The following is a 13,126-nucleotide window of genomic DNA, read 5'->3' on the forward strand; positions in this document are numbered from 1 at the left end:
CCTGAGAATTGTTCAAAAGCGCTGGTATTACGCCAGAGCCAGCCCTTACCCAGACATGGCTGTGTTAAGGAAGGGCGTTTTTATGATAATGTTTAGCAATGAACTTATTTAATCATTAAATATTAACATTACTGATGTGATAAACGCAATTATTTTGCGTTGAACGATATTTTTTAACGTTCAGGGCCGTAACTTTTCCTTTAGAATCATCAGATTAATTTGCCTTAAGGTGCGGTCATGTTAGATACGATTGGGAAACGGCTGAAATGCTGCAGAGCAGCAACGGGTACCTCACCGCAGGAAGTTGTTGCTTACGTACATGAAAAAAAGATGGACCTGTCCTATACCTCCTACACACGATGGGAAGCAGGAAGCGCCTTTCCTACCAAAAAAATTGAAGTGCTGAAGATAGTGGCTGACTTCTTCAACAAAAATGGGCTGCGCGTCGAAACGAACTGGATCCTGACAGGCGAAGGTTTCCCGCCTCAATTTACTGAATACACCACCCTCGACGAAGACACGCTTTTTATCCTTGCCAGCAGGCAGATTCCTGACGTTGAACTGATTCAGATTGGCGGCGTATACGGCGAGCCTTACGTCAATTTCGGAGAGTTCTGTATTGTTTCTAACGAGAGAACTATCGACCCTAATAACGGCAAGCTATGTTACATCAGACACGCTGATGGCATAAAAATAGGGGTTGTCTTAGTTTTGGATGAAGATACCGTTCAAATTCAGGGCAAGGAAATTACAATTATAAAAAAAGAAAAGATTGTAGAGTGCCGGAGAATAAAGTGGATTCAAAAGAAATAAAAATTGATTTTCATCGCTGCAGTAACGAGGTGATCAATTTTTTAGACAAGTTTGATAAGACGACGTACGTCTCAACGCTGCTTGTTGAAAATAATGTTATTTCAGCTCACCAGAGTAATGGTTATGCAGACTGGGATAATAAGTTCTATTACGAAGGTAAGTACAAAGATAGCCTGCTGATAAAAATAGGCATCGAGTTAACCAAGATAGGCAAGGGTGACGTCAGTACCGTTATATGGGATGAAGCCCTCAAAATTGACAGAGACAATGTCATCGATAAGCAGCGTCGCGAGCACAATATTTATCATGGCATTAGTTTTATCTATGGCATCGAAGACAATATGAGCATGGCGCTCAATGTCTGTACTGGAGAAGACACATCGCAGAAGGAGTTTGAAAACCTGATGCTCCCCATGCGCTTTGCACTTCTGAATTACTTTAAGGACCTGTAATGTTTACTAAAACCTATTCCGTAGATGAAAAACACGTAGATTTTCAAGGCGTTGTTGATGGCCTTTACTACCCGTTCTACATGGAATGGACCCGCCATGCATTTATGAAAGAATCCCTCGGACTGGACCTTGAGCAAGAGTTTAACGAAGGTCGTGTTCACATGATTCTGGAGTACACACTGCGCTTTAAGAAGAGCCTGCAGAAAGGTGACGAAATGCAGGTAACCTGTACGCTGGCAGCAAATGAAAAGCGCAATCGCGTTAACTTTGTGCAGCAGATTCTTGTAAACAATACGGTTTATGCTGAGGCAACGTTCGTTGCGACATGCCTTACCAACGGCAGACCATCAATTCCTGATGCGGTGCGCGAAGCTATTGAAGCATAACAAATAAGGGAATCCAGCTGGATTCCCTTATTTTATTCATTTATGGATATAAACTTACTGTCTGCTCTCAAGTTCATTTCAGACGGGATAATTTTGACAGCCTTTATCATATACCCACTCCTTTTTTGGAACTTGGCCTCAAATTTATCATTCTGATAAATTTTTGCTTTAAAGAAGCGATTATCATTTCTGGTATGTAAGATTTTCATCTTCTCCAGTGATAACTGTACTGCTTTTTTATCCACGTGCTCATCACACTTATCTATGTACTTAAATATGGTCCCGGGTAATGATATAAAAATGAAACCGCTGATGAGATGTAGCAGGCTATCCGGCTGATTAATTGTCAGCTCTTCTGAAAGCAGCGCACCTGAGACCCATTTTATAAATTTATCCCCGTGCGTTGCTCCCTGAGATTCATGTGTGGATAGCGGTAAGGGTTGCTCGCACGGTTCTGTTCTTTCTCTTTCCTGAGCTGCAACGTTATTCACAGGCTGATTAAGTGTTCCATCCTGAACGGCGCACTGCTCATTTTTCCCGGCTGCAGAGCCCAGCTTTAGGGCTGGTTCTGGTTCGTTGAGCTCTGGCATCAACACTTCATTATTCATCCCCAACGGTTCAGATACGCTCACGTCCGTTGGTACCGTTTCGTCATCTTCAGACAATGGCGGATCCACTGCACTGAACAACCCAAGAAGAACATCAGTGTCGTTATTGTGTTGAGTAGTTGAGCCAGATTTAGAGGGCTCAGTTTTGTTGTACAGGGCCCAGTTTTGTGAAGATGCGGAGATCAGGCCTGAAACCTCATCTGTAGTTGCGGCAGTATTCTGAGTTGTGGAGGCATTTAACAGACTGGAGAGTTCTTCTTTCGGCGTATCCATAGAGGAAGCAGGAATAGCCACGTTACCGGCAGGCTGCATTACTGAGCATGGTTCAGCGGGGTTTAATGATGTCTTCTGAGGTGAATTGACCAGCTCACGTGCCTTAAGCAGAATCTCATTGATAGCGGGCATGGCCGTGGAATCATGATCAATAAAAGAAGCCAGCACACGCCATGCTTCAGGATTTGCTGCAAGCCATGCATATCCTTCTTGCGGCAGAAGCCGTGATGCCATAAGCCCGGCTGAAGCACTTCCACTATTGCCCTCTTGACTGCCCACAACTTTAAATCGATAAGGCGAGTCTGGCGCTATCACGCCCGGCAGCCACTGTTGGCCATCAAGTAACTCACCGGTATATCGGTTAAGAAGCGGAAGATGACTGAACAGCGCCGACCAGAAAATAACGGCATTCCACAATGAGTTTTGAGCTGATTGCTCCTCTGGAGGCGCACCAGGAGGGAACATATACCCTTTGGCCAGTCTTACGCTGTAAGCACAGTATTGTAGGGTGAGATCAATATATCCCCCTTCCCGGCTCCACTCACCTTGAGATGCAGCCGGCACGTTCTGCACGGCGCTGGCGAGATCTTTGAGAGGCGCCAGATAAAGCTTTGCGTACACATCTTCAGGAAGCGAGCTGTTATCCCAGATTTGCCGCAGCATTTTTTTCCTGTGTGGTAATGACAGGAGATCAGCGGCTGACAGCGGCAGGAAATAGCCTTCAGGCGGATTTTTTGATACGCCAGAGACGGCGATATTTTTATCTAAAAACAGGTTCTTGAGTCGGTTAAACATACGGGTCTCCCGAGAATTCAGGAGGTAGTCTGCCTTGAGCAGGCTCAACGACAAGGTCTAATTAGACAGGGGATTGATGAAATTTACGCTTCAGCACAGAGGAGGCACCGGAGCGGTGCGGGTGCAGAACAGCAACCTCTCATTGATGTCATTCCGCCCGCCCGGTGCAACATTAGTATGCCAGGGTGACTTCGCTATCACAATGCAGTTTGCTTGATTACCGTTTATAGGGCCGAATTGCAAATCATCCAAGTATGAGTTCATTTGAGCGTCAAGTTAGAAGTGCAGTGCAGAGTGGTGAATAGCAAGCTATCGGGCGGTGCCTATTTATACAGGTACAAACCCAATGCCAACGGGTGTAACGTTGTCTGCTCGTGGATCAGGCGGTTTTACTCTTGATGTATCAATTCCGAACGTGAGTGGAGTTAAGTAAAAATGATAAATAAGCTTATTAGTCTTCTTTCTCCCCCCTCTCAGCGAATCTTTGATAATGCAGCTTGGGCGATCTTTGAATCTAAGCTAAGTCTGCGATTACCGAATGATTTTAAAAAGTTCATATCAATTTACGGATGTGGAGCAATAGACGATTTCGTATGGGTGTTAAACCCATTTTCAAAAAATCCAAATTTGAATTTTGAAAAAAGTAAATACTTTATAAACGCATACGCTGTAATGAGGCAGGATTTTTTATCGGACTATCCAAGACCAGACTACCCTGCAGAAGGTTCTTTTCTTCCTTGGGCTGTAACGGATAATGGAGAAACTTTTGTTTGGGTGGTTGATGGAGAACCAGACTCATGGAAAGTTGCTATTCATAGTTCGGATCAGGGGGAAGAGGAGGTTTACAACTTCGGCTGTGTTGAGTTTATTTTAAAGCTGGTTAACAGAGAGATTTCGTCAAAAATTCTACCTAGTCAGTTTCCTCCTGTTGATACAGATAAGCATTTTTTTACAGCTGTTGATTAGGAGCAAAAAAGGTCAGTTTTTGGAAAGCCAGCGGCATTAAATAGATGAACCGCATTAGCGGGTCGTTTCTGTTAATCCTCGCTGGATCGATTGCTTTATACTGTAAAAGTAGCACATAAGCCTCTGCCCAGATAAAAGCCGTTAACTGGCAGCTTTTTTACTCCATGTGCGTTTTTCACTCAAAGCGGGCCTTGAGCAATCACTGTACGTTCTGTGCCGAAAGCGAAAATTTACCGGTAATTTCAAAATGATTTCTGTACCAGTCAGACACGGTTGATTTCCTCCCAGATAAAAAAAGAGGGCATCATCCCGTGAGGAATAATGCCCTCACGGGATGGCAGCGCGCGAAGTGAGCGCTACCGGGTTGGTTAATTAAGCAGCCTGGGCCGCTTTTTCAGATGACTGCAGTAAAAAATCTGACGCTTCTCTCGCGTGCCGGCAGGCACGAAAAAGGGCTTTTTTGTCCTCCTTCAGCACCTTCAGCCAGGAGTCGATATAGCTTTCGTGCTGAACCTCGCCATAAACGCCAAGCTGGGCGCAGAGAAAAGCGCTGCCCATTTCGGCTATCAGCTCCTCAAATGCATAAACCGGATCGCCAAACTTTCTGGAGGATTGGGTTATGCCTTCGCGGCTGAGTCGCTTTTCATGGCCTGATGCATGCACCATCTCATGCAGCAGCGTGGACCAGTAATCGGCCTCGGTGAAAAATTGCTTCGCCTCCGGCATCACAATTCTGTCGGTGGCCGGGCTGTAGTAGGCGCGATCCTGTAAACGAATGCTGATAGCCACGCCTGCGGCATCGAGCAGTTCCAGTATCCGCTGCTCGGTCGGCCAGTGAAGCTTGCCCTGCTCATCTTCATCAGGTGAGGCATGCGGTATATCAACAGCTGATTCGGGCAATCCGTCACACTGATCGACGTTAAACAGGAAGTTGGGTTTTATCATCACCCGCGACTCCATCAGCGGATTACCTTCGGCGTCGAAACGCGGGTTTCCGCTGAGGTCTTCAGCCTGTTTTTCAAAAGGCTTGAAAATAACGGCCTGTGCGCAGGTTTCACCCTTACGAACCTGGCCGCCCATGTCCTGAGCCTGTTTGTACGTCACCCAGCGATCCGTTTTGTACCCCTTCTCTTCGGCCTCAAGCCAGAGAAGCAGAACGTTAACGCCGCCGTAGACGCGCCCCGTCGATGCATTGACCGGCAGCGGGCCGGCGGCGGCGTACTTCTGTGTCGTGCGCCACGGTTTTTTCCATGGCGCGACGCCTTTCTCAAGCGCCTCCACGATGCGATCCGTCACTTTCTGATAAAGATCGACGGTTTCAGTTTTCTTTGCGCGACGGGCCTTGGTTGGTTTCTTCACGGGATACTCCTTCAGTAAAAAAAGGGCGTATCCCTCCCCCAGTGGGCGAGAAATACGCCCAGGGGGTCCGTTGGTTAAACGGCGGTACGAACTGAACCGTCGGTTTTCAGGGTTTTAACGAGTTTTTCCAGAGCGTTTTTGGCATGGGAAAAATCAAGCTCATCGCTATATCTGGCTCGTTTACATCCGATAAATGCCGCCTCTTCAATCAAATTTGAGGCAGAAACATACCAGCGCGCACGCTCTCCGTTGTCATAACACGCGGGGAAATGCACCACCCGCATCCGGTCGAGCCGCCCGGTGAACTGACGCAGCTTTGCCACGCTGAGCCACTGAACGGGACCACGAAGAAGGCGAAAGGCTTTATGCGTGCCAGGTACGACTACGCGCTCCTCACTGCCGAGCTCGCTGAAGAATTCAGCGCCGCCCGTATCAAGCGCATGCGCTGAATAGCCATCACCAAAGTGCATTTCAGCCAGCACGCCGGGATCGGTGCTGCCTCCCCGGAACCCTGCTGGATAAATGCGTGTAAGTCGCGGAAAAAGCCTGCCCGGATCTAACCGCCGGAATTCAAGATAAACGCCTTCCTGCGGACAGATAATGAGCGTGACGGACATAGCCTGATGGTCAGTTTCCCTGAACAGCTGTGCGAGCTGTGTATTGTCAAAATTAAGCATGAGATCGCCTTGCAGGATTGAAGGGATCTCATCCCGGCGGGATAAAATCCCTTCGGGGTTTAATGGTTGAGGTGTCGGGCCGGAAGTGCCTGCTACAGTGAACATCTCAGGCCGTAAAGCCTGTATTCGAATTCATTGATAAGCAGCCACTCCTGCGTTGTCACGACGCGTTCGGCTCCGGATATCATCGTCAGCATGAGCTCATCGGCGGTGCCGTTGAACACGTTGTTGTCCCTGAAGGACGCCGGTGATGACAGTTTCAGCGTCGCGTCATGACGGCACAGCCAGCGAACCGGTAAGGACCAGCTGGCGGCACCGGCAGAAGACGTAATCTCAAAGCAGCCTTCGCAATGGTTATAAAGCAGAACCAGCGCGAGACGGGTGAAAAGGTCAACCGGCTGGCCGTGGGGGGCGATAACATCCAGTTTGCCGTCGGTACTGTCGGATCGGGAACGTGTTATCAGCACGCTCTGGTCGGTAAAATCACCTCCATCCATGCCGGAGAAAAGAAACATTTCTGGATCCGGGAAAAGCTCCGATGACCGTTCCATGCACAGTCCGTTAATGGGATTGCAGGGACGAAGATTCACGGGCAGCTGCCAGAAAACCCCGGTGATCGCCAGGACAAACGTGGCCCACCGTTCAGGCGGAACGGTTGCCTTTTGGGTGACGGTATAATGAACATCTGCAGTGCATGCGGGGAGTGAAAGGGGCGTCATAAATCCTCCTGAAAAATTTTGGGGATCAACGCCCGTGAGGGAGTTAAATCCCCCAAAGGGTTAGATGTGGTGTCTGAAATCAGATTGCAGCTTCTGAGGTTTCGCAGTCGGGCTCAGCAAGATAAAGCTGTGCATCATGCCTGCCTACATCAGTGCCATAATCCCAGGTCCACGGGCAGATCTCTTTACCAATGGTAGTGAGGCCGGCCAGCATGTCGGTAAAGGTTGAAGATGAAAAACGTCCGCAGGTGGTTGCATAGGCAAGATTACTGGCAACCCCCTCAAGTGCGTCATCGATGGTGTACGGATGCTTAAGCTGCTGCAGCTCCGGCAGATGAAGATTCTGGCGGGCCTTCAGGTACATAAGTTCACCCTCAAGCATGGACAGGACGTGCATATCCCCGATCAGGCCTTCAGATGATTCGTTAACTTCAGTTGTCATATACATCGTTAAATTCTCCAAAAAATTGGGAAGGCTGCCTGCGGTAAGTGTTCCCGGGGGCAGGTCAGGTTAAAAATGGTCATACTCGCCGTATTGATCTGCCCGAAAATCAAACTTTGCACTCTCAGCCGCAAACTCATAAAGCGCGGGTTCTGTGGTTATCCCCAGATTTACGACCGCTTCCACAAGAGCCGTACACCGTGTATCGGCATAGCGTCCTGCGGCAAGCCCGTAATGAAGCCTGTGTATGACGCTGAAGATGCTTTCCTCTGCGTCAGTAAGCTCCGCTGGAGAAGAGCGTTCGGTTCCTGTGCTCAGGCGAACGTTGGCCCTGGCAATAAGCAGATCGCCTTCCAGAAGAGCAAGATGCTGTAAATCACTGATCACGTTGTTCATCAATTTATCTCCCTGTCCCTTACTGATACGCATAACGCAAAGTTGCCATCTGGTTAGCCAGTTTCAGTGCGAAACGGCGCGCCTGACTGCGGGTGCGAAACTGTTCAGAAGGGCTGTTAAGGGATCCAAACCGGTGATTACCGTGAAAGGTGCCGGAACGGGTAAGAATGCCTGCGGTCCACTTTCCTGACGGAAGCTGATGCAGCTGTATCCGGAAACTGAGGTTTCCTGAACGATTGGTTAGCCAGCAGTTTTCATCCTGTTGGTCGCTGAAACGCTTAACGACGGCGGACAGTTTTATGCTGCAGGCGGAGATAAATTTTCCGGGGGAAAATGTGTGTGAAAGAGGCAGGGTAATCATGGTGTTTCTCCGGTAAAAACGGGAAACACCTGCCCTGTCGGGAAAGATGTTTCCCGGGAGGATCCGCTGAGCGGATGGATGGTTAAGAAGGCAATCAGTCTTGGCGTGTTAACACGGTAAGTGTCGCCAGTGCTGACGTTGCCATTTGCGCCGTTTTACGGGCCGCTCTGAACGTATGAAACTCACCGTGACGGCTATGCACAAAGGCTTCCGACGGCTGTCCGTCGATCATCTTACGAACCATAACAATGGCGTGGTAACGACGATCGTCAAACCAGACGTGGGAGCGGTATTCATGCAGGCCGGAGGGTGAGGCAAGCCAGGGCGTTCTTCTGATGGCCGCTTTGAGTCGGGGACAGTCTGAAACAACGCGTGTTGCGGCAGAACAGGCCAGATCAAAGGGTTTACTGAGCTCAGAAAGAAACGAACGGATAAGTGACATGATTTCTCCTGAAAACGGGAGAAACATGTGCCCGATCGGGAATGTTTCCCCGAAGGACGTAAGGCCGAAGCCGGACAGTTAAGAAACCTCGATCGTCACGCACCAGGAGCGAAAACTGACGATATCTGCTTCCAGAGGTGAGCAGATGTACCACACTTTGCATGTACTTCCTTTCAGGCTTGGGAAGTGTTCTTTTGCAGCTACCCGAAGGCGGTCATCTCAAGCTACGAGACCATTGGTGGTTGTCCGAAGACAACGTAAGAAACAGGTTAATAATAGCGTTGATATAAAGGTTATTTCAAGTCTGAATTATTCATCATCATCTGAAACTCTGTTATATACCCGGGCAATATAAGCCCCACGCCCATCACCATGGCCGAGATCCATTGATACGATGGCCTCAGCTTCTTTTCTGGAAACACCCTGCGCAATATGATAATCAACCGCGTCTCTCGAATAAGAATAACGCAGACTGTGAGGCGCTTCTTTACCTGTCATGCCGGCATCACGCACAACGTTATGAAAACGATTTAACGCTGCGTGAAGCGTGGAACGATCAATAAGCCTTCCGTTATTTTCGTCAATAAATCTGGCAGTCTGATCCAGTAGACTGATCACCTTCTCTCTTTCAAAGACGGTGACATTTCTCCATCGGCCGCCCTTGGTGCCAAAAATAACCCGAACGCGATCCTCACCGTTATTGAGTGTTTTCTGCCATGATTTAATGGATTTGGCTGACTGAACTATTTCTTCAGCCCTTAATCCTAAATAACGGCCCAGCTGAATACCCAGCGCCACGCCCATATCTTTATCACTGATACGACCAACGAACTCTCTGAGCCTTTCATCACTGAGCGCTTCTTTTTTACCTTCCCTGCTCGCTCCTGAAATACCTAAAGCCTGATTACTCAATTTATCATGCGTTGGATCAGCCAGCTTATTTCTTCCGCCTGAGGCAAGGATAGATCGAATGCCTGCCATTTCATTCTGCAGGGTGCGAAGTGAGATATTTTCATCAAACCGGCTTTTAACGTATCCCTCAATGTGTTTTGTTTTGATATGGCTTACGTCCCGAATTTGTATATTCAGGGTTGCCAGTCGCTCCGAAAAGCGACTGGCAACTTTTGAACGATCAGAAACTGTTTTAAAACTTCCTCCGCCCTGACGTGCGAGCGTTACAAGCTGTTTGCTTAATTTCACTGACATGATTAATCCCCATTCAGAATCCAGAACATTCAACACTGACGTGCTGATCGTTCTGTGACTCTGACTGTAAAAACACTTCACCCCGACGGCACGGTTTTGCATGCGCTTCCTGCGTCTCAACTGGTATCTGTGCATCGGGGCGGCGAAATGTTGAGTTCTTACGAGGCTCCCCAGGTCTCTGACCTGTTCGCGGCTTGCGCCGGGCTGACGTTAGTCAGGCTACCTCCATACATCATTTTCCTGATGTCGCCATCGATACCGAGTTAATTACCTCCTTACTAATAAGATGCGTGTTTAACGGCATTGCCGTCATAACGTCGATTGGTTGATAAATGACCTTCTATGCATCTGAAAACACGTACTACGTGCACGTCAGACTGTAAAAGGACGTTGAATGCCTGAAATACGGGCTCCGGACGTTATGCGCTGCGCGCGTCACTTTGTTCTCGTTTCACTCGAACCAAAGTGACGCCGCGCAGCTTCATGCTCCTGATGCGTCTTCCGCAAGCGCCCAAATGTTCCAAATGGGCTTATGCGTCATAGCAAAAGTCGGATGCAGCTCAGGACGTATCCCTGAAAAGCTTCATAACGGAAGTGTGCGAAGCAGCATAAGCTATGCCGTTCGTGAGATGCCTGGCGTGTGTAAAAGCCGTGGCTGAGATGTGTATATGAACCTTCATCGTCGCGTCATAGATGCGCTTTTAAAGACGATATCCGCTTCCAAAGGTGAGCAGATTTACCACGTTTTTGCGTTCTCCCTTTCAGGCTGCGGGAGTGTTTTTTGTAGCTACCCGAAGGCGATCCTCTCAAGCTACCGGATCATTGGTGGTCGTCAGTTGACGACTTGCAACATTTCGAAGATACCAACTAAATTACTTAATTGTCAAACTTGCCGTGATTACGTAGCATATTTACTATTAAACATTTAAAAAGGAAAGAAATGGATAATATGTGGTTAAAGTTTCTAGGATATCTTATACCTGTAGCTGCAATAGTGATTACCGTTTTTAATAGTCTTCATACAAGACTTAAGTATTTTAATAATGAGCGCATATCAGTTTATAAAGATATTATATCTTTGTGCGAATATGCAAAATTAAAACCTTATCAAATTTCTTTTATCAATAGAGACATTGAAAAATTCATTTTGATTGAAACAACAAAGTATAGAGATGTTGATAAAGGCAGGCTTTTTCAAAAAATAATTTCGTCAAATAGTTGGCTAACCGATCTAAATATTAGAGATATACGTAAAGTAATTAAATGTATTGATGAAGATGTCATAATTAATAATAGTGAAAGAATTGAATCATCATTTATACTTAATAGTAAAAAATTTAAAAAACAGTCTACTTTAAAAAGTTCAATGGTCCTTGTTACGATATCAATTTATTTCTTAATGTATTTTATGTTAAGTAGTTCAATAGAGCATAAGCAATATATATTATCTTCCATTTTTGCTTTAGCATCAATTGGCTCATTGATAGCCTTCACTATAGCTTTAGTTAACTGTCCATTTATCCTTTCTCGTAATCACTATAAAAATTTAGTTGATTCATTATCTAACTTTAATAGTGATGATTTTTAATTTTTTAACCGATGGATACTTTGAAAGTATAAAATATACGATAAACATATTTACTGCTGATATTTTGTAGCAATAGTTACCAAAGACTTTTTTAGCCACTACGTGGGTTTTACTCGATAACCCCGCTACAGCAGCCAAAAAATTTGGCTGCTGTAGCGGGGTTGAACAAGCCGAAGGCGCGTTAGCTATGTAGTTTACTACTCAGTGTTGTCTGGTTATCCACTTATCAACAGGATAGATCCAATAATTAACCGTACAGTTCCTTTAAAGATCCATACAGATCCCTGAGGCTTTAAAGCCTTATACAGCAAGGCCTGAGAGGCTGTTTTAATGTTTGTAAACTGGATAAATATGTTTATAAACAGGGAAAAAATGTTTACTAACTGGATAATAGTGTTTATAAACGGGATAGTAAATGTTTATAAACTGGATGAGCTCCTGTTTTGTGATCATCTCATTTCCCAGTGTGGATAAAGTGTATATGGACAATAAAAACAAGGTGTTGCACCTTCCCGATGTTCTAAGCATCAGTGGTACTGGCAAAAAGTTAACCCCAAGTTCTAACAGCACCGTTCAGCCTGTGGCCCTGATGAGGCTCGGCTTGTTTGTCCCCACACTGAAACGTAAAGGTTCGAAGGTAGAGAGTGTATCAATTGATGCCTCAAAGGAGCTGGCTGAGCTGGAAATCGCCCAAGCAGAGGGCTATACCGACATCCGCATCTCCGGGCCCCGCCTTTCAATGGAAACTGATTTTAAGGTATGGATCGCGATCATCGTTTCTTTTAGTCGCTACGGTGAAACGACGAACACTATCGAATTGCCCTTCTCTCAGTTTGCATCATTTGCGGGATATCCTGATAAAGAAAAGACTACTGTGCTGCGTATGCGTATCTCTGATGCGTTAACTCGCCTACGTGGGACAACGATAAGCCTTTCATCAAAAAACAAGAATAAACATACAGTTACAGGGCTTTTACAACGCGGCCAATATGATGTTGAAGCTGATGTTATTCGTTTACAAGCTGATGAATCTCTGTGGGAGCTGTATCGTATAGACAATCAGGTTTTGCTGCAGATGATCGTTTTGCGCAAACTCGCGAATAAAGGATCCGCTCAGGCACTTTATACGTTTCTTGAAAGCCTGCCTCAAAAACCCATTCCGCTCTCTTTTTCACGCATCAAAAAGCGCCTTATGCTTACCTCTCCGGATGCTCAACAAAATCGTACGATTAAGAAGGCAATCGAAGAGCTGCAGAAAGCAGGCTATCTGGATGCATCGGTAGTTAAGAAAGACAAAGAGTGGTTCCTCAATATCCATGGGCGTAATCCACGCTGCAATGTGACTAATCCTGCTGATTTTATTGCTGATTTCACCTAGTCGTCTGACTATTTTTTGTATGCTTGTATTCGCAAAATGTTTATAAACTGGATGATGTGATCTGCAATGTGTTTGTAAACAGGAAAGGCACTTCGTTTTCGTCTGTGGTGAGATGTTTAGAAACGGGAAAATGAACTGTATGTTTATAAACTGGATATGTTGAACTGGTCGGCTGAGAGGGTTTAAAGATCGATACTGCCCTATTAAACTCCCTGTGCCCTGTGCCCTGTGCCCTGTGCCCTGTGCCCTGTGCCCTGTGCCCTGT

The 13,126-nt window shown here is 46.5% G+C and carries 15 protein-coding genes; 6 read left to right on the plus strand and 9 right to left on the minus strand.

The window, feature by feature from the left end:
• The first annotated feature begins 237 nt into the window (after positions 1 to 237).
• Genes ACJY2L_RS13795 through ACJY2L_RS13805 form a run of 3 tightly spaced genes read left to right on the plus strand, consistent with a single transcriptional unit; the run spans position 238 to position 1,651 of the window.
• Positions 238 to 813 carry a helix-turn-helix domain-containing protein gene (locus ACJY2L_RS13795; RefSeq protein WP_187486954.1) on the plus strand — a complete coding sequence of 192 codons (576 nt, stop codon included), beginning with the start codon at positions 238 to 240 and terminating at the stop codon, positions 811 to 813.
• Positions 795 to 1,265 carry a hypothetical protein gene (locus tag ACJY2L_RS13800; RefSeq protein ID WP_187486953.1) on the plus strand — a complete coding sequence of 157 codons (471 nt, stop codon included), beginning with the start codon at positions 795 to 797 and terminating at the stop codon, positions 1,263 to 1,265. The genes ACJY2L_RS13795 and ACJY2L_RS13800 overlap by 19 nt, the downstream gene beginning before the upstream one ends.
• On the plus strand, positions 1,265 to 1,651 hold the full coding sequence (locus ACJY2L_RS13805) for an acyl-CoA thioesterase (RefSeq protein ID WP_187493840.1): 387 nt from the start codon (positions 1,265 to 1,267) through the stop codon (positions 1,649 to 1,651). Before ACJY2L_RS13800 ends, ACJY2L_RS13805 begins: the two co-directional genes overlap by 1 nt.
• 32 nt (positions 1,652 to 1,683) lie before the next feature.
• Here ACJY2L_RS13805 and ACJY2L_RS13810 read toward each other — a convergent pair whose 3' ends face one another.
• Positions 1,684 to 3,327 (minus strand): TraI domain-containing protein, encoded by a 1,644-nt coding sequence (locus ACJY2L_RS13810; RefSeq protein WP_439214228.1) that lies wholly within the window; start codon positions 3,325 to 3,327, stop codon positions 1,684 to 1,686.
• Between the two features lie 435 nt (positions 3,328 to 3,762).
• Here ACJY2L_RS13810 and ACJY2L_RS13815 point away from each other — a divergent pair, with 435 nt between their 5' ends.
• On the plus strand, positions 3,763 to 4,293 hold the full coding sequence (locus tag ACJY2L_RS13815; RefSeq protein ID WP_439214229.1) for an SMI1/KNR4 family protein: 531 nt from the start codon (positions 3,763 to 3,765) through the stop codon (positions 4,291 to 4,293).
• 372 nt (positions 4,294 to 4,665) lie between these two features.
• Here the strand turns inward: ACJY2L_RS13815 and ACJY2L_RS13820 are convergent, their stop codons facing one another.
• From ACJY2L_RS13820 to ACJY2L_RS13855, 8 genes are all read right to left on the minus strand, one after another.
• Entirely contained in the window at positions 4,666 to 5,652 is a 987-nt protein-coding gene (locus ACJY2L_RS13820) for an ArdC family protein (RefSeq protein ID WP_439214230.1), read from the minus strand.
• 74 nt (positions 5,653 to 5,726) lie between these two features.
• The gene (locus ACJY2L_RS13825) at positions 5,727 to 6,434 is read right to left on the minus strand and encodes a hypothetical protein (protein ID WP_439214231.1); all 708 of its coding nucleotides are present in this window, start codon (positions 6,432 to 6,434) and stop codon (positions 5,727 to 5,729) included.
• Positions 6,422 to 7,048, minus strand: a complete 627-nt coding sequence (locus ACJY2L_RS13830; RefSeq protein ID WP_439214232.1) for a hypothetical protein — start codon at positions 7,046 to 7,048, stop codon at positions 6,422 to 6,424. Before ACJY2L_RS13830 ends, ACJY2L_RS13825 begins: the two co-directional genes overlap by 13 nt.
• Positions 7,049 to 7,127: 79 nt before the next feature.
• Positions 7,128 to 7,490, minus strand: coding sequence for a hypothetical protein (locus ACJY2L_RS13835; protein WP_439214233.1), 363 nt, complete (start codon positions 7,488 to 7,490; stop codon positions 7,128 to 7,130).
• Between the two features lie 69 nt (positions 7,491 to 7,559).
• Positions 7,560 to 7,886, minus strand: a complete 327-nt coding sequence (locus ACJY2L_RS13840; protein WP_439214234.1) for a hypothetical protein — start codon at positions 7,884 to 7,886, stop codon at positions 7,560 to 7,562.
• 19 nt (positions 7,887 to 7,905) lie between these two features.
• Positions 7,906 to 8,247: a hypothetical protein gene (locus tag ACJY2L_RS13845; RefSeq protein ID WP_187493942.1), complete on the minus strand. Its 342-nt coding sequence runs from the start codon at positions 8,245 to 8,247 to the stop codon at positions 7,906 to 7,908.
• Positions 8,248 to 8,341: 94 nt separating this feature from the next.
• Positions 8,342 to 8,689: a hypothetical protein gene (locus tag ACJY2L_RS13850; protein WP_439214235.1), complete on the minus strand. Its 348-nt coding sequence runs from the start codon at positions 8,687 to 8,689 to the stop codon at positions 8,342 to 8,344.
• Between the two features lie 309 nt (positions 8,690 to 8,998).
• A complete protein-coding gene (locus ACJY2L_RS13855; protein ID WP_439214294.1) occupies positions 8,999 to 9,895 on the minus strand; it encodes an integrase domain-containing protein in 897 nt (298 codons plus the stop codon).
• 940 nt (positions 9,896 to 10,835) lie between these two features.
• On the opposite strand from ACJY2L_RS13855, the gene ACJY2L_RS13860 reads away from it, so the two are divergent.
• Both ACJY2L_RS13860 and ACJY2L_RS13865 read left to right on the plus strand, forming a co-directional pair.
• Complete coding sequence (locus tag ACJY2L_RS13860) at positions 10,836 to 11,483, plus strand: hypothetical protein (protein ID WP_439214236.1); 648 nt, start codon at positions 10,836 to 10,838, stop codon at positions 11,481 to 11,483.
• A gap of 481 nt (positions 11,484 to 11,964) precedes the next feature.
• Positions 11,965 to 12,861: a RepB family plasmid replication initiator protein gene (locus ACJY2L_RS13865; RefSeq protein ID WP_067437378.1), complete on the plus strand. Its 897-nt coding sequence runs from the start codon at positions 11,965 to 11,967 to the stop codon at positions 12,859 to 12,861.
• Positions 12,862 to 13,126 lie beyond the last annotated feature (265 nt).

Origin of the sequence: Duffyella sp. Ts4 (assembly GCF_051851875.1) — a bacterium.
Classification (GTDB): Bacteria; Pseudomonadota; Gammaproteobacteria; order Enterobacterales; family Enterobacteriaceae; genus Duffyella; species Duffyella gerundensis.